The 20,594-nt window shown below is 59.4% G+C and carries 16 protein-coding genes; 9 read left to right on the top strand and 7 right to left on the bottom strand.

Translation table 11 applies throughout. From position 1 onward, the window contains the following. Window positions 1–23 precede the first annotated feature (23 nt). The 4 genes from ACSSVV_RS02530 to ccmI are packed head-to-tail and all read left to right on the top strand — an operon-like array spanning window position 24 to window position 4,344. Window positions 24–2,021: a heme lyase CcmF/NrfE family subunit gene (locus ACSSVV_RS02530; protein ID WP_121206847.1), complete on the top strand. Its 1,998-nt coding sequence runs from the start codon at window positions 24–26 to the stop codon at window positions 2,019–2,021. Next, window positions 2,018–2,554 carry a DsbE family thiol:disulfide interchange protein gene (locus tag ACSSVV_RS02525; RefSeq protein WP_199452226.1) on the top strand — a complete coding sequence of 179 codons (537 nt, stop codon included), beginning with the start codon at window positions 2,018–2,020 and terminating at the stop codon, window positions 2,552–2,554. Before ACSSVV_RS02530 ends, ACSSVV_RS02525 begins: the two co-directional genes overlap by 4 nt. Beyond that, entirely contained in the window at window positions 2,554–3,036 is a 483-nt protein-coding gene (locus tag ACSSVV_RS02520) for a cytochrome c-type biogenesis protein (protein ID WP_023010579.1), read from the top strand. The genes ACSSVV_RS02525 and ACSSVV_RS02520 overlap by 1 nt, the downstream gene beginning before the upstream one ends. Window positions 3,037–3,069: 33 nt before the next feature. Then, window positions 3,070–4,344 carry a c-type cytochrome biogenesis protein CcmI gene (ccmI, locus tag ACSSVV_RS02515; protein ID WP_454105491.1) on the top strand — a complete coding sequence of 425 codons (1,275 nt, stop codon included), beginning with the start codon at window positions 3,070–3,072 and terminating at the stop codon, window positions 4,342–4,344. A gap of 45 nt (window positions 4,345–4,389) precedes the next feature. Here ccmI and ACSSVV_RS02510 read toward each other — a convergent pair whose 3' ends face one another. Genes ACSSVV_RS02510 through ACSSVV_RS02485 form a run of 6 tightly spaced genes read right to left on the bottom strand, consistent with a single transcriptional unit; the run spans window position 4,390 to window position 11,363 of the window. Then, window positions 4,390–6,132: a BatD family protein gene (locus ACSSVV_RS02510; protein WP_454105490.1), complete on the bottom strand. Its 1,743-nt coding sequence runs from the start codon at window positions 6,130–6,132 to the stop codon at window positions 4,390–4,392. Beyond that, window positions 6,126–7,958, bottom strand: coding sequence for a VWA domain-containing protein (locus ACSSVV_RS02505; RefSeq protein ID WP_023010576.1), 1,833 nt, complete (start codon window positions 7,956–7,958; stop codon window positions 6,126–6,128). The genes ACSSVV_RS02510 and ACSSVV_RS02505 overlap by 7 nt, the downstream gene beginning before the upstream one ends. Next, window positions 7,951–8,970: a vWA domain-containing protein gene (locus ACSSVV_RS02500; protein ID WP_023010575.1), complete on the bottom strand. Its 1,020-nt coding sequence runs from the start codon at window positions 8,968–8,970 to the stop codon at window positions 7,951–7,953. Before ACSSVV_RS02500 ends, ACSSVV_RS02505 begins: the two co-directional genes overlap by 8 nt. Then, window positions 8,967–9,434, bottom strand: coding sequence for a DUF4381 domain-containing protein (locus ACSSVV_RS02495; RefSeq protein ID WP_023010574.1), 468 nt, complete (start codon window positions 9,432–9,434; stop codon window positions 8,967–8,969). The genes ACSSVV_RS02500 and ACSSVV_RS02495 overlap by 4 nt, the downstream gene beginning before the upstream one ends. Further along, window positions 9,431–10,369, bottom strand: coding sequence for a DUF58 domain-containing protein (locus ACSSVV_RS02490; RefSeq protein WP_023010573.1), 939 nt, complete (start codon window positions 10,367–10,369; stop codon window positions 9,431–9,433). The genes ACSSVV_RS02495 and ACSSVV_RS02490 overlap by 4 nt, the downstream gene beginning before the upstream one ends. Before the next feature lie 31 nt (window positions 10,370–10,400). Then, a complete protein-coding gene (locus ACSSVV_RS02485) occupies window positions 10,401–11,363 on the bottom strand; it encodes an AAA family ATPase (RefSeq protein WP_011785419.1) in 963 nt (320 codons plus the stop codon). Window positions 11,364–11,506: 143 nt separating this feature from the next. Here ACSSVV_RS02485 and ACSSVV_RS02480 point away from each other — a divergent pair, with 143 nt between their 5' ends. The 5 genes from ACSSVV_RS02480 to ACSSVV_RS02460 all read left to right on the top strand — a co-directional run bounded on the left by ACSSVV_RS02480 (window position 11,507) and on the right by ACSSVV_RS02460 (window position 19,957). Continuing rightward, window positions 11,507–16,387 (top strand): NAD-glutamate dehydrogenase, encoded by a 4,881-nt coding sequence (locus tag ACSSVV_RS02480; protein WP_022991590.1) that lies wholly within the window; start codon window positions 11,507–11,509, stop codon window positions 16,385–16,387. A 68-nt stretch (window positions 16,388–16,455) separates the two neighbouring features. After that, on the top strand, window positions 16,456–17,133 hold the full coding sequence (gene can, locus ACSSVV_RS02475) for a carbonate dehydratase (protein WP_011785417.1): 678 nt from the start codon (window positions 16,456–16,458) through the stop codon (window positions 17,131–17,133). Window positions 17,134–17,259: 126 nt separating this feature from the next. Next, window positions 17,260–17,433 (top strand): hypothetical protein, encoded by a 174-nt coding sequence (locus tag ACSSVV_RS02470; RefSeq protein WP_014421070.1) that lies wholly within the window; start codon window positions 17,260–17,262, stop codon window positions 17,431–17,433. A gap of 133 nt (window positions 17,434–17,566) precedes the next feature. After that, window positions 17,567–18,622, top strand: coding sequence for a class I SAM-dependent methyltransferase (locus tag ACSSVV_RS02465; RefSeq protein ID WP_031211003.1), 1,056 nt, complete (start codon window positions 17,567–17,569; stop codon window positions 18,620–18,622). 195 nt (window positions 18,623–18,817) lie between these two features. After that, a complete protein-coding gene (locus ACSSVV_RS02460; RefSeq protein ID WP_023010571.1) occupies window positions 18,818–19,957 on the top strand; it encodes a class I SAM-dependent methyltransferase in 1,140 nt (379 codons plus the stop codon). Window positions 19,958–19,960: 3 nt separating this feature from the next. Here the strand turns inward: ACSSVV_RS02460 and ACSSVV_RS02455 are convergent, their stop codons facing one another. Continuing rightward, window positions 19,961–20,578, bottom strand: coding sequence for a riboflavin synthase (locus ACSSVV_RS02455; RefSeq protein WP_023010570.1), 618 nt, complete (start codon window positions 20,576–20,578; stop codon window positions 19,961–19,963). Window positions 20,579–20,594: the final 16 nt, after the last annotated feature.

Raw genomic sequence — 20,594 nt, 5'->3', positions numbered from 1 at the left:
ATTTCTGACGTTGGAGAAACCCGATGTATCCGGAACTCGGACAGCTTGCACTGATTCTCTCGTTGCTGCTGGCAGTACTTCTCTCCGTGGTGCCGCTTGCGGGCGCTCTGACCGGGCGTGACAGCCTGCAGGCATTTGCCCGGCCACTGGCGTCCGGCATGTTTGTGTTCACCGCCCTGGCGTTTGCGATCCTGACCCACGCCTTTCTGGTGGATGACTTCTCGGTGGCCTATGTGGCCAATAACAGCAACAGCATGTTGCCCTGGTACTACAAGTTCAGCGCGGTCTGGGGCGGCCATGAGGGCTCGTTGCTCTTGTGGATACTGATGCTCATAGGCTGGACGCTGGCCGTTGCCATCTTCAGCCGTAAACTGCCTTCGGTGATGGTCTCCCAGGTGTTGTCGGTTCTGGGCATGGTCTCCGTTGGCTTCCTTCTGTTTATCATTCTGACCTCCAACCCGTTTGACCGTCTGCTGCCGAACGTACCGGCAGATGGGCAGGATCTGAATCCGCTGTTGCAGGACATTGGCCTGATCATGCACCCGCCCATGCTCTATATGGGTTATGTTGGTTTTTCGGTGGCCTTTGCGTTTGCCATTGCGGCACTGATCAACGGCCGACTGGACGCGGCCTGGGCTCGCTGGTCGCGCCCCTGGACCACGGTTGCCTGGTCCTTCCTGACGGTGGGCATCGCTCTGGGCAGCTGGTGGGCCTATTACGAGCTCGGCTGGGGCGGCTGGTGGTTCTGGGATCCGGTTGAAAATGCCTCCCTGTTGCCCTGGCTTTCGGGTACCGCCTTGATGCACTCGCTGGCAGTCACGGAAAAACGCGGGGTCTTCAAGAGCTGGACCGTGTTGCTGGCTATTGTCACTTTCGCACTGAGCCTGCTGGGTACCTTCCTGGTTCGTTCCGGTGTGCTCACCTCCGTCCATGCCTTCGCGTCGGATCCGGAGCGGGGCAGTTTCCTGCTGGCGTTGCTGGGCATTACCATTCTGGCCAGCCTGACACTGTACGCCTTCCGGGCGCCGGTAGTGCATGTCCGCTCCCGTTATGGCTCCTTGTCCCGGGAAATCTTCCTGCTCCTGAACAATGTCTTGCTGGTATCTGCCACGATGCTGGTAGCCATCGGCACACTTTACCCGCTGGTGCTGGATTATCTGGACCTTGGCAAGCTGTCTATTGGTGAGCCGTTCTTCAATACCACCTTCAGTCCCCTGGCGGTGGCAACCGGCCTGCTGCTGGGCGCGGGGATTTTCTCGCGCTGGAAGAAGACGGACGGCGGCTGGCTGGCCCGCAAGCTGCTGTGGCCGCTGGCCGTCAGTCTGATTGCCAGCGCGGGGGTGATGATCGGCTACGGAGGGTTTGCACCCTGGGCCTTCCTGGGTGTGTTTGCGGCCATGTGGGTAGCGGTGGCCACCGCCTGGGACCTTTGGGATAAATCCGCCTCCCGCAAAGGGCGCTGGCATGGCCTGAAGCGCCAGTCCCGCAGTTACTGGGGCATGGTTCTCGGGCATCTGGGGCTTGCCATGGTGATGGCCGGTGCGACGGTGGTTTCCAACTACGGGATTGAGCGTGATGTGCGCATGCAGCCGGGTGACCGCGCTATGGTGGGGGATTATGAGATTGTATTCACCGACATTGGTGAGCGTCGTGGCCCCAACTTTACCGCCCAGTACGGCAGCTTCAATGTTTACCTGGATGGGGAACTCGTGACTGACCTGCATCCGGAAAAGCGGCAGTATCCGGTTGGCATGAGTGTGATGACCGAAGCGGACATTGATGCCGGCCTGTTCCGGGATATATTTGTAGCCATTGGTGAGCGTATCAGTGACGATGCCTGGGCTATCCGGCTGCAGTATAAACCGTTAGTGCGATGGCTTTGGCTCGGATCCCTGGTGATGGCCATTGGTGGATTCCTGGCGATTGCCGACAAGCGATACCGTATTCGTGTGCGCGATGAGGAAGCCGTGAAAAGCGGCGAGCCGGCAGCGCCGGGTAAAGTGGCGGAGGCGTCCTCATGAAGCGGATATTGCTGTTCCTGCCGCTGGTGATTGCCGTCGGCGTGGGGATATTCCTGTTTGCCGGCCTCGGCAAGGACCCCACCAAACTGGAATCCGTGCTGATCGGCAAGCCCGTTCCCGAATTCAGCCTGGAGTCTCTGGACAATCCGGAGGTTCAGCTGGATCCCTCAGTGTTCCAGGGCGAAGTATCCTTGTTGAATGTATGGGCCGAGTGGTGCCCCTCTTGCTGGGATGAGCATGAATACCTGATGTATCTGGCCCGGGAACAGGGAGTTCGTATTGTGGGCTTGAACTACAAGGATCAGCGGGAAAGTGCCTTCCGGTTCCTGAACCGGCTGGGCAATCCCTACGAGACCATTATCTTCGATCCGAAGGGAACCCTGGGTTTTGACCTGGGCGTGTATGGTGCGCCGGAAACCTTTGTTATCGACGCAGAGGGCGTGGTGCGCTATCGCCACGTGGGCGTTGTGAACCAGAAAGTCTGGGATGAAGTGCTCTTGCCGGTTATCGCTCAGGCCCGGGGGAACAGCTGATGCGTTTGTTACCCGCTTTCTTAACCGTGTTGATGGTGCTCTCGGGCCCGGCAATTGCCGAGGTGTCAGAAGTCTATGACTTCGATACCCGGGCTGAAGAACAGCGTTATCAGCAATTGATCTCAGAATTGCGCTGTCCCAAGTGTCAGAACCAGAACATTGCCGATTCCAATGCGCCGATCTCCAAGGATATGCGGGACGAGGTCTACCGCATGATGCAGGAGGGGGCCTCCAATGATCAGATCGTGGGTGCTCTGGTCGACCGTTTTGGCGAATTCGTTCAGTACAAACCGCCGGTGGATAACCGCACCATTCTCCTCTGGGCCTTTCCGGCGATTGCCACCATTGGCGGTTTTCTGATTGTGGCCGGTGTGGTGTGGCGTGCCCGAAGGCGAGAAGACGAACCGCCCCTGAGTGCGGAAGACCGGGCCCGGGCAGAGCAGATTCTGGCCAGTCAAAGTGACAAGGCTGACCGCCGATAACTCCCATTCATTTCGAGACGTGACGATATTTCCATGACCGATACCTTCTGGATTGCCGGGACCGTACTCATTCTGGTGGCCCTGGCCTTTGTGCTTTATCCAGTCTTTTTTCATAAACCCCGGGCCCGCCTTGAGGCGGATCTGCGAAATCAGAATCTGCTGGCCTATCGCACCCGGCTCAAAGAGCTGGAGAACGAGCACGAGGCCGGCATACTGGATGACGAGAGCTACAAGCAGCTAAAGGAAGAGCTGGCCGGTGCCATGCTTGATGATGTACCGGAGGAGCCCGTTACCCAGCGGCGTGTGCCCGGGCGGCGTAGCGCCATGGTTGTCGCCTTGCTGGCGATCCTGGTATTACCGGTGGGCACCTATTTCGGGTATCAGGAATGGGGTTCCATGGATCAGGTGGAGCAGTTCCTTGCGATGCAGGAAATGAATGCTACGCAGGGCGACCAGACGGCCCGCATGGCGGAATTGGCCGACCAACTGCGAAAGCGACTTGAAGAAAGCCCGGACAATGCCGATGGTTGGGCGATGTTGGGGCAGACCTATATGCGTCTTGAGCGCTATGGGCAAGCGGCCGAGGCCTATCGCCGTCTTGCCGATGTGGTATCCGAGGACCGAAACGCCAGCGCGGTGGCCCTGGGGCTGGCTGCACAGGCTAACTATTTTGCCAGCGAAGGCGAGATGACCCCGGCGGTTACCGATGCCATTGCGGCGGCCCGGGCCCTGAACCCGGACGAGGTCAATGCGCTGGGGCTGATGGGCATCAATGCCTTCGGTCAGCAAAACTACCGGGAAGCCATTGAATACTGGCAGCGTATTACCGAGGTAGCGCCGGACCATCCGCAGCTCGGGGCCATCCGTGGCGGTATCGAGGAGGCCTACCGACGCCTGGGCGAGACCCCGCCTGAGGGAGTTGCCTCCGAGCCTCAGCAGGCTGCTGGACCGGGCGTGTCCTTACGGGTATCGCTGGACGAAGGTTTGCGCCAGCAAGTGGCTGACAATACCGTGCTGTTCATCTTTGCGCGGCCAGCGGCTGCGGCGGGCGGTGCGCCGGTTGCTGTTGCCAGGATGACAGCCGGAGATTTGCCCGCCGAGATCCGGCTGGATGATCGTTATGCCATGTCCCCTGAATCTGCGATTTCTGCCCAGCAAGATGTGGTGGTGGTCGCCCGTTTGAGCCGCTCAGGCAGTGTTAATCCGCAGCCGGGAGACTGGGAAGGCCGGGTTGAGGCAGAGGTGCTGCCCCCGGCGGAAGCGGAACCACCTGTCGAGTTGGTGATTAACCAGGAACTGACCAACTGAAATTGAAAAGCCCGTCACTTCGACGGGCTTTTTTCTGGGTCGGAATCAGCGAGAGAGAGACGCGGGATACAGCGGCGGCAGGTCTGGCGATGACGCTTCGTTGCCCCGACCGGTGTTCCGGCGCAGGCTTTCCAGCTCCCGTTGCAGTTGCTGTCTCGCATTCTCAACGTGGGTACGGTGCTGACCCGAATACAGTCCCGCCTGAAAACGATCAAAGGCAATTTTCAGCGAGCGGTCTTCTGTCAGTTTGAACAGATCTGAAACGGAATCAAACGAGTGCTGTGGGAAACGCAGCCGGGCCCAGCGCAGCAACAGCGTTGACGCCTCCCCGGAGCCTCGTCTGACAGCCGCCAGTAATGCTTCAAACGCCTGACGTTCGTTCTTGATGCTGTCATCTTCCGCCTCATTGGGGCCGGACGCTGGGGGTTGGCGAGCCCGCCACCAGAGCGCAAGGGTCAGCAGCCAAAGCGCCGCAAACAGAACCGTACCCCAGAGCCAGAAAGTGTTGCCGGAGGTTTCCGAACCAGGGGCTGTATCCGGGGTTACCGGTGAATCCGTGGGCGCCGTTGAATCGCCCGTTGTCTGCGCGGGCGGTGCGGCGGTGGCATGGTCGCCGGTTATCCGGAAACGGCGCTCCGGCAACACGGCCTCCTCCAGCTGGTCGGTCTCGGTGTTCCACCAGGGAACACGAAGCGCGGGCAGGGTGGTTTCGCCCGCCTGGACGGGCACCAGGGCGGTCACCTGCTGCAGTGTGGCGCGAAGTCCCTCTGGAGTGGTTTCGGTATTGCGTAGGGGCTGTTCCGGGTAGCTGCGGATGGCGTCCGGTAGCTCCCGGGAGATAGGCGGCAGGGCTTCGGCGGGCAATCCTTGCGCCTGCAGAGTCACTTTCCGGCTGAGATTGCTGCCGACGGCAAGCTCCTGGGTAGACGGCAGGCCCTCGTCGCTCAGGGTCAGACTTCGTGCAGGTAACCAGGGCTGATTGTCCGGATACCCGGCAGGTACGGGTTTGACCGGAACGTCATAGAGTTGCTGCCGGTCACGCAGGAAGCGCAGCTGGCCCGAGGCATCCCTGGCCTGGCCCTCAAACCGGATGGGCTCCAGGGTGAGAGTGCCCGGTGTTTGGGGAAAGATGGCGTAACGCCGCTCAACCACCCGATACCGGATTCCGTCGCGATAGCGGGTAAACTCACGCTGTTTGCCCAGTGACTCGATGATGGCGTCCGGGTGCTCAGGCTCCGACAGCTCTCCCCGGATCAGGTTGCCGGAGAAGAACAACTGTATGGTCAGTACCAGCTGTTCCTGAACGTACACTTCCGCCTTGTCTGCGGACAGCTCGATAAAGCTGTCACGAGTGGCCGCCGGTTGATCCGGCGGTGTGCCGGAAATAACCTCGATGTCGACCGGGTCGGAAACGGAATCCTTGAACGTCAGTTCGGGGATTGTCAGTGTGCCGGTGCTGGTCGGGGCGAGCTGATAGGTCCAGGTTATTTCGCCCACCATTTCGTTGTTGACGGTTTGCACGCTGTAGCGCTGGTTGCGGGCCAGAATTTCGAAATCCGGCTCCACCTTTTCGATATCTGGCGAAGGCAACTGTGACAGATCGAAGCTGAACAGATTGCTCAGATTAATGTCGATTTTCATGGAGCCCTTGACGGTCAGGGTCAGTACCTCACCTTCGTAGAGCTGGGTTCGATCCGGTTCCACCACCAGTCTGTCGGCAGCGTGACTGGCGGCTGACAGGAACAAAAAAAGAAGTGTCGCGGCAAGGGAGATAACGCGCGTTACCATGGTGTGTCGCCCTCATCGGGTGTTGTCTGTCGTTGTTGGTACTGTTGCAGGAACTTGCGTTGCAGTAACCCGCCGGGGTTATCCGGTATGCGCCGCAGCCACTGCTCCTGGCCCTGGCTCAGGGGTTGTTCTGATATTTCGGCGGGCGCACTGGCACCACTCTGCCCCTCTCCGGAAGGCCCGTCCGGGCCTGCCTGGGCATTCCGCTGTTGCTCCTGTGAGCCATCCTCCGGTTGTGGCTCTCCGGCGTTATCCTGTGAATTTTCGCCGTTCTCGGAGGGCTGCTGTTGCTCGCCAGGCCGGGGATCCTGATTCTCGCCATTGTTGTTTGCAGAATCCTGCCCGGCGCTGTCCTGGCTGTCATTGCCCTGGCCTCCGGAGCCATTCTGCTGTCCGGAATTCTGATCGTTGCTTTCGTGGTTGTTGTCACTTTCTCCCTCGCCCTGAGACTTCTGTTTCTGGTTCAGGAGTTGCTCAACCAGTTGCTGGTTAAAGCGCGCATCTTCGAAATCCGGCTGCTGCTTCAGTGCCTGTTGATAGGCGTCAATGGCCTCTTTCAGTTGGCCGGCCCGGGCCAGGGCGTTGCCCCGGTTGTAGTCGCCGGCGGCTCCCGGTTGATTGGCAAAGGCTTCCGCGGCGTCACTGTACTGGCCATCGCGATAGAGCGCTGAGCCGCGCCAACCCGGCTGCTCCAGAATGGTAGCGGCCCTGGACGGATCCTGCTGGATAAGATCTGGCCCACGCTGGTCTTCTCGCAGCCACAGGCTGCCCCAGTCCAGAGCCTGAACCGGGCGCGGAGCGCCTGCCAGCGGAATCAGCGCGAAGGCCAGAATGGCAAAGGCTCCCCGACGCCAGCCCAGAATGAGTAACGGCAGCACCAGCCAGAGCAGCCAGTAACCGTCGTCCTGCCAGCGATTAACGGTCATGCCGTCCTGTTCGTTCTGCCATTCGTCGGTCTGTGATGGCTCCAGGGCCAGGGCGCGAATATCCTGGTCATCCAGGGTCAGTTCGTGGCTGGTTCCGCCGTTGATGCTGGCCAGTTGGGCTAGGGAGTCTGGTTCGGCCTGGCTGATGACAATCCTGCCGTTGTCCCGAATGAATCCGCGCTTTGCCAGGGGGATGGGGCCGCCTTCGCGGGTGCCCACCACCAAAGTATTCAGGGGATAGGGAGTCTCTGCCAGTTGCTGACGGATTGCACTGAATTGCTGTTCCGGTACCGCCTCGGAGATCAGCAGTATGCGACCCTGGCCCGGTGCGCCCTGGTCCAGCAGGTCGACCGCCTGCCGCACGGCCAGATCGGCGCGGTTGCCCTGGGCAGGCATGATGGTGGGGTCCAGCACGCTAAGCATGGCCTCAATGGTGCGGGTGTCGCCGGTAAGTGGCGTTACCGTGTGGGCGTCGCCGGAGTAGACCACCAGCGCCGTCAAACCGCCTTTTCGCTGCTCGAGAATGTCGCGGACCTTGCGTTTGGCCAAGGTCAGCCTGTCCGGTTCTACGTCGGTGGCCAGCATCGAAAGTGACAGATCCAGAAGAATGACCAGGCTGTCCTGGGTTTGTTTCAGGGGAGTCGGTGCCTGTCGCCAGCTTGGCCCGGCGAGGGCGATTGCGAGCAGAACCAGAGCTAGACTCAGGGGCAACAGGGGCGATCGGGTGGTGCCAGTAGTTTCGTCGGCCCGGGAACGAATCAGGGGCTGTAACAGGTGAGCGGGGATGTATCGGGCCCATCCGGTCTCACCCTGGCGAAGTTGATGTCGGGCCAGAAACAGGGCTGGAACCGCCAGTAACAGCATTAACCACAAGGGGCGCAGAAAATGGAAGTCAGCCATGGCCAGCCTCCGTAGCGGTGTTTTGCTGATAGCGGTTGGAGGCCAGTCGCAGGGCAATCAATAGCAGCCAAAGCCCGGCGGCCATGCCGGCCGGCCAGGCGTAGAGTTCTGTCACCGGCCGGTAGAACTGGCCGTCCTGTTCTATCGGTTCGAGCTGATTGATGCTGTCGTAGATCATTTCCAGCTCTGGCAGGCTTCGGGCCCGGAAATACCGGCCACCGGTCTGTTCTGCCATGCGCGTGAGCAGTTCCTCATCAAGGTCCCTTGAGGGATTGACCCGCCTTGAACCCAGCAGCCCGCGCTGGATCATGGTATCGGCGCCGATGCCGATGGTGTAAAGCCGCACGCCGGCTGCCTGGGCAATTTCCGTGGCCTTGTCCGGGCTGACCTGGCCAGCGGTATTTGCCCCGTCTGTCAGCAGGATCACCACTCGCTGTTGCTGCGGGCGTTCGCGCAGACGTTTCACCGATAATCCGATGGCGTCCCCGATGGCGGTGGCCCGGCCAGCCATGCCCAGGCCTGCCTCGAACAGGAGGGTCCGTACCGTTTCCCGGTCGAAGGTCAGTGGCGCCTGAACGTAAGGTTCGGTGCCGAACAGAATGAGCCCCAGCCGGTCGCCCTCACGCTGGTCTATGAAATCATCCAGCACCCGTTTCACCGCCTGCAAGCGGTTGATGCTACGGCCCTGAAGCACCATGTCCTGTTCGTCCATGCTGGGAGAAATATCGACCACTAACATCAGATCGCGGCCGGTTACGGGCATCTGGATTTCTTCGCCAACATGCTGAGGGCGGGCCAGGGCGACCACCAGGCATAGCCAGCCCAGCAATAACAACAGCTGGCGCCAGAGCGGCGTTGCCTGCCCCCGGGAGCTCACGCCCGGCATTCCGGACAACCAGTGCCCGACCGGAATGACCGGAGCATCCACCGGTTCGCTCTGGCGCTTGCGGTAACCAAACAGCAGCGGAAGCAATGCCAGTAACAGCACCCACGGGTAAGCCAGACTGATCATGACTGGGCCTCCAGCCAGGTTCTGGCGAACGCCAGCGCCTGTTCAGTCTGTGCGCCGGGACGTGGTTGCCAGGTGCTTGTGACCATGGCCTCAACGACGGGGCGGGAGGCGATGCGGTCTTTCGGCGCGGTTGCCAGGAGGAAGTCGATCCACTGCTGCCCGGTCATGGCCTCTGGATGCTTCTCCGGATGGCTCTGCCGTGCTGCTCGTTTGAGCAGGGCATTGAGCGCCGCGAACCATTCCGGCGCAGGCCGGGCCTTGCTTTCAAGCTGTTGCAGTTCAGTCCGGGCGCTGCGTTTCCAGCGGTGCTTTCGGCGCTGACGGCGCCACAGCCACGCAAATGCCAACACAGCGGCAATCGTCAATATTGCCAGCAGCCACCAGCCAGGGGCCGGGGGCCACCAACCACCGGTAGCTGGTAACTGGATATCACGAAGCTGTGCCAGGGGATCCTGAGGGTTCATCCGATGCGACCTCCCGGGCCCAGCATCAGGCGCAGGGCCGTAGCCGGATCCTCTCCGGTCGACAGCGTTGCAGAAGCCACGCCGGATGCCCGAAAACAGTCGGCCAGACGTTGCTCATGGGCGTCGATTTTGCCTTGCCAGGCCTGCTGGAAGCGAGGATTCGAGGCATCGAACCAGATCGGGCCGTCCGGGCCAGCAACGGCAAACCGGCCGGATGAAGGCAGAGCCTTTTCCAGCGGGTCCTGAATGCGGATGGCGCTGACCGAGTTGTGCCGGCTCATGGCGCCCAGAAGGGTGGTGGTCTGCTCGGTGATGTTCATGAAGTCACTGATGATAAAAACGCGGGAACCGGTGTGTGTGACCCTGCGAGCTTCTGCCAGCGCTGTGTCCAGCCCATGGCTGGAGTCCGTTGCGGGGGCTGGTGGTGTTTTGCCCTGGTGCTGGTGATTGGCCAGGTGATCCAGTAGGCGCAAGACGGACTTGCGGCGCCGGGCGGGCCGGAGTACGGCCAGGTCCCGGTCATTGAACACCAAGCCCCCCACCTGGTCACCCGCCCAGAGTGCCAGCCAAGCCAGCAGAGCCGCAACCTGAGCACCTCGGACCTGTTTGTAGGCGCCGGCACTGGCAAAGAACAGGGTCGGCCCGAGATCGACAATCAACAGTACAGGTCGTTCCCGCTCTTCCTCGTACAGCTTGGTGTGTGGTGCCTGGCGCCGGGCCGTTACCCGCCAGTCTATGCTGCGAATGTCATCACCGGGTTGGTACTGGTGCACTTCGGAAAACGTCATTCCGCGCCCTTTCTGCCGTGATTGGCGTAGCCCGGCCTGGCGTGACCGGACCGGTTTTACCGATGGCAGCTTCAGAGCTCGTGCATCTGCCTGCAGGCGCACCAGCTCCGGCAGAGTAATGAGAGTGGCTGGGCTGAAATCTGCCATGACGCTGTGATGGTCTCCTGTCAGCAACACCTCAGGCGGCAACCGGAACCCGGTCGATCAGCCTCTGCAACACGGAATCGGCGGTCATGCCTTCGGCCTCGGCTTCAAAGGTCAACAGAATCCGGTGGCGCAGCACATCGTAAGCCATGGTCTGAACGTCGTCCGGTGTCACGTAATCCCGTCCATCGAGCCAGGCCAGTGCCCGGGCGCATCGGTCCAGTGCGATAGTGCCGCGGGGGCTGGCGCCGAAGGCGGTCCATCGAGCGAGTTCAGGGTCCAGGGTTGCGGCATCGCGGGTGGCGAGAATCAACGCCAGCAGGTACTGCTCCACAGGTTCCGCCATGTAGATATCCGAAACCGCCTGCCGGGCGGCCATCACTTGTTCCTGGGTTAGACGAATGTCTACGTTCGGGATTCCCTGACGGTAGTCACTGCGCGCAAGGTGCAGAATCTCACGCTCGGCATCGGCAGAGGGATAGTCAATCACCACATGCATGAGGAAGCGATCAAGCTGGGCTTCCGGCAGCGGGTAGGTGCCTTCCTGTTCAATCGGGTTCTGGGTCGCCATCACCATGAACAGTTTGGGCAGGGGAAAGGTTCTCATGCCAACACTGATCTGGCGTTCGCCCATGGCCTCGAGCAGGGCCGACTGGACTTTCGCCGGTGCCCGGTTGATTTCATCGGCCAGCACCAGGTTGTGGAAAATGGGGCCGCGCTGGAATTCAAAGGTGCCGGTCTCCGCGCGGTAGATTTCGCTGCCGGTGACATCGGAAGGCAGCAGATCCGGAGTGAACTGGATCCGGTGGAAGTCACCCTCCAGATGGTCGGCCAGTGCTTTCACCGCGGTGGTTTTGGCCAGCCCCGGCGCGCCCTCAACCAGAAGATGGCCATCGGCCAGAAGGGCAATTAGTAGCCGGTCGACCAGTTTGTCCTGGCCAATAATACGCTTGGCCAGCTGTGCTCTGAGATCACCGAACGTTTGCTGTAACGACATGAAAATAACTGCTCTTGATGTATGAATGCCTGCGTAAGTGATTGCCGCAGTTTTGGCGTCTGGCCGGCAAAAATCAAGGGTTTGACTATGCTTATGTGACGATACCCTGATTACGTTTCTTTCACACAAACCAGAGGTCGGATATGAATGCGCTGACAATCGCCAGCAAGGATCAGTTTTTCGAACAGTTGGCCGATGCGTTCTCAGAAAAGATTGCAAAAACCGAGGCAAAGAAGATCGCGGATTTTGCCAGACAGCATTATGCTCATATTCCTCTGGAGGAGCTGGTCAGTCGCCGCTTCTCGGATACCTACGGTGCCGTCCTGGCGGCGTGGCAATTCCTGCAAAAACGCAGTGCCGATGAAACCCCGGTTTCGGTGTTCAACCCGGACCTGGAAAGCGACGGCTGGCAGTCCACCCACAGCGTTGTTTTCATTCTCCATCCCAATATTCCGTTCCTGATTGATTCCCTGCGCATGGCCATCAATCAGCGGGAAATCGGCACCCACTCCATTCAGCATTCCATCCTGCGAGTGGAGCGGGATGACAATGGTAAGCTGAAGAAACTGCACACCACCAAAAAGGCATCGAAGGACGCAAGCTACGAAGCGTTCATCGTGCTTGAAATCGACCGCCACAGTGCCCCGGAAGACCTGCGCGACCTGGAGCAGACTCTGCAGAAAGTGCTGCATGAGGTACGCATTGCGGTGGGTGATTTCCCGATTGTGAAAGAGAAGGTCAGCGAGATCGTCAAGGAGCTGGATGCCACCACGGCTGGAATCAGTGAGGAAGGTAAGGAAGAAGCCCGGGCTTTTCTGTCTTGGCTGGTGGATGACCACTTCACATTCCTGGGGTACGACGAATACGACTTTGCCAAGGACAAGCAGGGCATGGTGGTACGCCGGGTGGAGAACTCGGAGCTGGGTATTCTTCGGGTCAACAACGAACGCCCGGATCGGGTTCGGCTGAATGAGCTGCCACAGCGTACCCGCCATGAAATGACCCGTTCCGATGACATCTTCATCTTCGCCAAATCGGCGCAGCGGTCCCGCGTGCACCGGCCGGCCTATCCGGATTACATCGCGGTCAAGAAATTCAACAGCAAGGGCGAAGTGGTGGGTGAGCGCCGCTTCCTCGGTCTATACACCGCTCGAGTCTACAACGAGCGTCCCGATGAGATTCCGCTGTTACGGCGCAAGTTCCAGAGCGTGATGAAGCGATCCGGCTTCCTGACCGACGATTACGCTGGCAAGGAGCTGGAGCAGATCCTGACGCTGTATCCGCGGGACGAGCTGTTCCAGATTGAAACCGACGAACTGCTGCGTGTTGCCAAGAACATTCTGTACATCCAGGAACGTCGCCGGATTGAGCTGTTCATGCGGGAGGATGTTTACGGCCAGTTTGTAACCTGTCTGGCCTTCTTCCCCAGGGACATCTACAACACGGAGCTGCGCCTGAAGGTGGAACAGGTGCTGCTGGATCGCCTGGAGGCCGAGGACATTGAGTTTGTTACTCATTTTTCCGAGTCGGTGCTTGCCCGGGTACAGTTCACCATCCGGGTGCCACAGGTGGAAAACCGCCAGTTGCCGCTGGCGGAGATCCGCGACAAGGTTATTGAGCTCGCCCAGTCCTGGCGAGACGGCCTCTACGAGGCATTGAGCGAAGCCTATGGCGAAGAGCAGGGCAATGAGCTGTATCGCGTCTGGGCAGGCGGTTTCCCCGCCAGCTACACTGACATGTTTTCACCTCGCCGGGCGGCCATCGACCTGGAGCACATCACTGCCTCTGCCCGCGACGATGATCTGGCCATGAGCTTCTACCGGGCCCTGGAAGAAGACGAGAACACGCTGCATTTCAAACTGTTTTATCCGGACGAGCCGCTGCCACTGTCGGATGTGATGCCGATTTTCGACAATCTCGGTTTCCGGGTGATTGGCGAGCATCCGTTCGAGGTGATTGATCGAACGGGTAAAACGGTTTGGATTCATGACTTTACCCTGCAATCCCACACCGGCAACATGGTGGATATTCACCGTATTCGCCCGATTTTCGAAGAGTTGTTCCGCCGGGTCTGGCACGGTGAAGCCGAAAACGACGCCTTTAACCGCCTGTTGTTGTCCTCCTACATGAGCTGGCGTGAGATCGCGTTGCTGCGTACTTACGCCCGCTACATGCGCCAGATCCGGTTCTCCAACAGTCAGACGTTCATTTCCAACACGTTGGTCAACCACGTCAACCTGACACGGATCCTGCTGGAGTACTTTGAGGTCCGATTCAACCCTGAGCGTTTCAAGAGTAAGGGTAAAAGCGAGGCGGCCCAGCAGAAACTGGAAATCGAATTCAACGCCGGCCTGGATGAAGTGGAAAACCTCAGTGAGGATCGCGTGCTACGGCTGTATCTGGAGCTGATGCAGGCGACGTTGCGCACCAACTACTACCAGCCGGATGGCGAGGGCCAGCCCAAGCCCTACATCAGTGTGAAATTTGACCCGTCGCAGATTCCGGACATGCCGCTGCCATTACCCATGTTCGAGATCTTTGTGTATTCCCCTCGTGTGGAGGGGGTTCACCTGCGTGGTGGCAAAGTGGCCCGTGGTGGTTTGCGCTGGTCGGATCGCTTCGAGGACTACCGCACAGAAATCCTGGGCCTGGTAAAAGCGCAGCAAGTGAAAAACGCCGTCATTGTCCCGGTGGGCGCGAAGGGTGGCTTCGTGGCCAAGCGTCTGCCCGATCCGTCTGACCGGGAGGCATTCCAGGCAGAGGGTATTGCGGCCTACAAAACATTCATCCGGGGCTTGCTGGATATCACAGATAACCTGGTGGATTCTGGCATCCAGCCGCCGGAGCGGGTAATCCGCCATGACGAAGACGATCACTATCTCGTGGTGGCGGCTGACAAAGGCACCGCCACCTTCTCCGATATCGCTAATGGCCTGGCCGCGGAATATGGCTTCTGGATGGGAGATGCCTTCGCCTCCGGTGGCAGTAACGGTTATGACCACAAGAAAATGGGCATTACTGCCCGGGGCGCCTGGGTCTCCGTGGAACGGCATTTCCGTGAGATGGGCATCAACCCGGCCGTGGATGAATTTACCGCCATCGGCATCGGTGACATGGGGGGCGATGTGTTTGGTAATGGCCTGCTGTGCTCGGAAAAAACCCGGCTGGTGGCCGCCTTCAACCACATCCACATCTTCATTGACCCGACCCCGGACGCCGAACGCAGCTACAAGGAGCGTAAGCGCCTGTTTGAACTGCCGCGTTCCGCCTGGACCGATTACGACAGCAAGTTGATTTCAAAGGGCGGCGGCGTATTCAGCCGCAATGCCAAGTCCATTCCGGTCAGCCCGGAAATGAAAAAGCTGCTGGGCATCAAGGCGGACCGCGTTCCGCCCAATATGCTGATCAGTCACATCCTCAAGGCCGAAGTGGACCTGCTCTGGATTGGTGGTATTGGCACTTACGTGAAGGGCAGCGGTGAAAGCCACTCCGACGTGGGCGACAAGGCCAATGATGGCCTGCGGATCAATGGTGCCGAGCTGCGCTGCAAGGTTGTAGGTGAGGGCGGAAACCTCGGCTTCACCCAGATGGGGCGGATTGAATACGCCCTGAAGGGTGGTCGCCTGAATACTGACTTCATCGACAACTCGGGCGGCGTGGACTGCTCTGACCATGAAGTGAACATGAAGATCCTGCTCAACCGGGCGGTGGCCATGGGCGATCTGACTGGCAAGCAGCGCAACATCATGCTGGAGGAAATGACTGATGATGTTGCCTCGCTGGTGCTGAAGAACAACTACCGTCAGACCCAGGCCATCAGTATCGCCAGCGAGGATGCCGCCACCCGGCTGGAGGAGTATCGTCGGCTGATGAATACCTTCGAGAGCGAAGGCAAGCTCAACCGGGCACTGGAGTTCCTGCCGGATGACGAAACCCTGTCAGAGCGCAAGCTGGCCAAGAAAGGGCTGACGCGGCCGGAACTGTCGGTGCTGATTTCCTACGTCAAAGGGGATCTGAAGCAGGTGCTGATCGACAGTAATCTGCCGGACAATCCTCTGCTGGCGGGTGAGATGTACAAGGTCTTCCCGCGGGATCTGACCAAGCGTTTCTCGAAAGAGCTGGGTGAACACCAGCTGCGACGGGAGATCATCGCAACCCAGATCGCCAACGACATGGTTAACCACATGGGCATTACCTTTGTGGAGCGCCTGAACCAGTCTACCGGGGCGGACGCAGCATCCATTGCCCTGGCCTGGATTATTGCCCGGGATGTGTTCCGCATCGACAGCTGGTGGGACAAGATTGAAGCGCTGGATTTCCACGTTTCCGCGGATCTGCAGATGGAGCTGATGCAGGATCTGATGCGTCTGATGCGTCGGGCTGTGCGCTGGTTGCTTCGTAATCGCCGGGCAGAACTCAATATCCAGAGTCACATGGAGCGGTTTGCCGACAGCGTCTGGGCCATTACCTCGGGTCTGCCGGAATACCTTGGCGACCAGGCTCGTGCCAATTGGGAAAAACGCAATGATCAGCTGATGGCTGCGGGCTTGCCGAAGGAACTGGCGTCGGTGCTGGCAGGAACCGGCTATCTGTATTCCTCTCTTGGTATTATCGAGGCACAGGAAGCCACAGGCATGCCGCTGAAAACAGTGGCCAACCTGTACTACGATCTGGGTGACCGTCTCGACCTGACCTGGTTCGCTAATGCCATCGCAGCGTTGACGCCAAGTTCCCATTGGCAGGCCCTGGCGCGGGAAAGCTTCCGGGAGGATCTGGATTGGCAGCAACGGGCTCTGACCACCGGTGTGCTGAAAACCGCTGAAAGCCCGGAGAAAGTCACCGATAGTGTGAACGCCTGGGAGCAGCGCAACCAGCACATGATTGATCGCTGGAACGCGATGCTGGCGGAACTCAAAGGCGTAAGGGAACCGGAATACGCCATGTTCTCGGTCGCACTGCGGGAGCTGCTGGACCTGGCGCAAAGCACCATGCATCAGAGCCCGGAAGACGTAACGACCAACTGACTATTGCGTTATGCCGTTGATTCCCGTTCAATCCCGCAGCGGGAATCAATGGCAGGAGCAACAAGATAATGGCACCACTGAAACATCTACTGGACAAGAACCGGGCCTGGGCCAATGGCATCAAGTCGGTGGACCCGAAGTTCTTTGACCGGCTCTCGAACCAGCAGGCACCGGAGTACCTGTGGATCGGCTGTGCCGACAGTCGGGTACCTGCGAACCAGATTGTGGACTTGCTCCCCGGTGAACTTTTCGTGCACAGAAACGTGGCCAACGTGGTTGTGCATACAGATTTCAACTGCCTGTCGGTGCTCCAGTTCGCCATCGAAGTGTTGAAGGTCAAACACGTATTGGTAGTGGGGCATTACGGTTGTGGTGGCGTGCGCGCGGCATTGCTGAACGAAGGCTTTGGCCTGATTTCAAATTGGCTGCGCCATGTTCAGGACGTGCGTGACCGTCACCAGTCCGTACTGGACGCCATTCCCAATGTACAGGACCGGGTAGACCGCCTGTGTGAGCTGAACGTGGTAGAGCAGGTGGGGCATGTGTGCCAGAACAACATCGTTCAGGAAGCCTGGCGTCGCGGCCAGCCATTGACCGTGCACGGTTTCGTTTACGACGTGGCCGACGGGTTGTTGAGGGATATGGGGCTGTCGATCGCCAGTGAGGCAGACCGGGAAACGATTCGTCAGTCCAGCCTGGATGAGCTGATCGAGCGACCGGTCCGCTCCGGGCGCCAAAAAATATAATGCGAAGATTGTCAAAAACTGTCAAAAAATCGTGATGCCCGTCACTTCCTGACCCGTGGCGTCATCACAGTAGTGACCTTCCGCGTCTGTTACAGTAGCAACTGTAAGCAGTAAGGGAGGTAAACCATGAAAGAACTGATGCAGAAAGCCCTGCAGGCACTGGGAACCCGCAGAAACGAAAGTTCTGCCATGGATAGCGCAAGGGCTGAGGCCAAGCGCACCGAAGCACGCACCCCGGAAGATTGGGGAATGTCACCTGAAGACGCCCTGCGTGTGGGTACGGTTGCACGTTACAAATAATATCTGGCTCTTCCCGGGCGGCCCCAGAGGCCGACCCCGATAGCGACAGCCCCGACTGATGCCACAGGGCAGACTCGGGGCTTTTTTCCGGTTAGCATACGCGGCTCATGATTCTGGCAATGGTCCGCTACCCATGTCTGCACTGCCCAATACCCACGAAGTTCTGCTCCGCAATGCGCATCTGTTGAATGGACGCCCAGCGCTGTTAGGCGTCTCGGATGCATCGCTTTTGCACCGATGCCCGTTTCCCGGTATCGCGATGACCGAGCACGCCGGTCTTTGGCAAATCCTGTCCCATGACAGTGACTGGGCTGGCTGTTTTGGTTACGAGCCAGATCGGCAGCAGCAGGGCTCTTGCGATACCGTGGTGGTATTTTTGCCTAAAGCCCGGGCTGAATGTGAGCTCCGCCTGGCTTTGGCTCGTTACCTCGGCAAACCAGGTGCGGCACTGGTGGTTATTGGCGAGAAGAAGGAAGGCATTGCCGGTGCCATAAAGCAGTTTTCCGTCGTCGCCGGGGAGGTTGTAAAGGTCGACAGCGCCCGCCATTGCCAGGTCTGGTGCGGCAGAAATACCCAACCCCTGACCGAATTCCGGTTGACTGACTGGCTCAGCTGGACGGAGCTTTCCTGCGCTGGCGTGGCGCTCTCTGTTGCCGGCTTGCCAGGCGTTTTCAGTCTGGGTCGACTGGACGATGGCACCCGGATGTTGTTGGAAACCCTGGCTGAGTCACCCCTGGGTGTCGATCGGGTGCTCGATTTCGCTTGCGGTGCAGGCGTTATCGGATCCTGGTTGCATGGTTTTCATCAGTTGGCGGGGAAGAAGCCGATTCGAGTAGATGGGACCGATGTTCAGGCGCAGGCCGTGTTCTGTGCCCGGGAAAGCTACCGTAAGGCAGGAGTAAACGGTGAGATTTTTGCCGCCGATGGCCTGGCTGTCGTTCAAGGCAACTGGCCGGCCGTGATCAGCAACCCGCCTTTCCACACCGGTGTAAAAACCGATACATCCATGACCGAGCAGTTCCTGGCCCAGGTGGCCGCGCATCTCGCGCACGGCGGCGAGCTGAGGCTGGTGGCCAACAGTTTTCTGCCGTATGAAGCCCTGATTCGACAACACATCGGCCCGGTTGAGAAACTCGCGCAGGACCGGCGGTTTACCGTTTACCGGGCATTTCGGAAAAAGTCGGGCTGAAAAACAGACAGAAAAAAGCCCCTGGGGTAAGGGGCAAAAGATCTTGTCCGGAAAAATGCGGCCGTCCAGCCGGGTCAGGGCTGGGGCATGACCGGAAAGGGTGTTCGGCGTGAACACCCCTAACTTAGGTTTAATTTCTAGAATAAACAGCCTAAAAGTGTTTATTTTCCCGAAAGCTGCCAACGGAAGCCCAAAATGACAACTGCCAGACTCCAGACACCTGCCGGTGACCTCCGCCTGATCCGGCCTGGCGGAACGGCTGGGCTGCGCGCCTGGGACGCTGCCGACGAGTTGTTGTTGTCGGCTGCGGAGCCTTATCTGGCAGACGGTTTGCGCGTGCTGGTGGTTGACGACCAGTTTGGTGCGCTGACCCTCGGGCTTGCCTGCTATCAGCCGCAGACAGTTGCCGACAGCGCGACGCTCGCCCACTCCCTGTTGACGAACGCTTCGCTCAATCCGGCGTTGCCCGACTGCCCCGCGGTTTTGAACTGGAGTCGGCCACCCTCAGGGCCCTTTGATCTGGTGCTGCTCCGTATTCCCCGTCAGGCCGGTTATCTGGCCTGGTTGTTACGGTGGCTCAACAGCGTGCTGGCGGAAGACGGACGCATACTGGCGGGCGGTATGATCAAGCATCTGCCCGATCGTAGTGTTGATGTGTTCGCCAGTGCGGTGGTTACCGAACAGGTGTTGCCTGCCCGCAAAAAGGCGCGGGTAGTGGTGTGTCGTGGTGGCTCGGCCACATTGCCGGAATGGCAGGAGCAATGGCGCGGCTACCCGGTGGCAGGATTGCCCGGGCCGGTTGAGGCACTGCCCGCAGTGTTTGCCAGAGAAAAGCTGGATATTGGCACGCGGGAGTTGTTACCGCTGATTCCTCAGGCGGTTAGTCGAGTGCCCCCGGCCGGGCGGATTCTGGATCTGGCGTGTGGAAACGGCGTGCTCGGGTTGTCTGCGCTTGCCGGCAGACCGGGTGCCGAAGTGCATTTCAGTGACGTATCCAGCCAGGCCATTGCCAGTGTTGAGCATAACCTGAGCAGGTACGAGGGCGGCGATTGCGTACGCTTATGGCATCAGGACGGCATTGCAGATGATTTGCCTGACTATCAGCTTATTCTACTGAACCCACCCTTCCATGAGGGTGGCGTGGTGGGCGATCACATCGCACTGAGACTGTTCAGGGATGCCGCCCGGCATCTGGCACCGGGCGGTCGCGTATTGATGGTGGGCAATCGCCACCTGGGGTATCACCGTTCCCTGAAACAGTACTTCAGCAGCGTTGAACAGAGAGCTGCAAGCCCGAAATTCGTGGTGTTCGAAGCCCGGAATGGCGCGGTGTGATTCTCAGACCGTCGCCGGGCGATCGTAGCCGAGGCGCGCGAGGGTATCCACGATGGTCTGGGTTTGACTATCAATCTCGATGTTGACCTTTTGCCCCTTAGTGGCCTTCCCAAACGTGGTGGCACGCAGGGTCTCCGGGATAAGGTGGACGTTGAAGCGGTTACCTTCCACCTCGCCAATGGTCAGGCTGGCGCCATTGATGGCAATGTAGCCTTTGGGGAAGATGTACTTCGCCCAGGTTTCCGGTAGTTCGAACCATAGGGTCACGTTGTTTTCCGGCCGCAGAATATCGACGATGGTTGCGGTAGTGTGGATATGGCCACTGAGCAGATGGCCGCCGATTTCATCGCCGATTCGGGCGGCGCGCTCGAAGTTGATTTCGTCGCCGGGTTTCAGGTCGCCGAGGGTGGTCAAGCGCAGGGTTTCCTGCATGGCGTCGAAGTACAGCCGGTGGCCTTCCTGGCGGGTAACCGTCAGACAGGTGCCGTTGATGGCAACCGAGGCACCGATGGTTACGCCCTGAACCCGATCTTCCGGGAAATCGATCAAAAAGGTACTCAGGCCCGGCGCCGCGATCACGTTTTCGACCCGTGCAATGCCCTGAACGATACCGGTAAACATACATAATCTCCTGAAA

Source organism: Marinobacter sp. MBR-105 (assembly GCF_053628895.1).
Note: the sequence above shows the minus strand (reverse complement) of the source record. Positions and strands in the feature narration are given on the sequence as shown.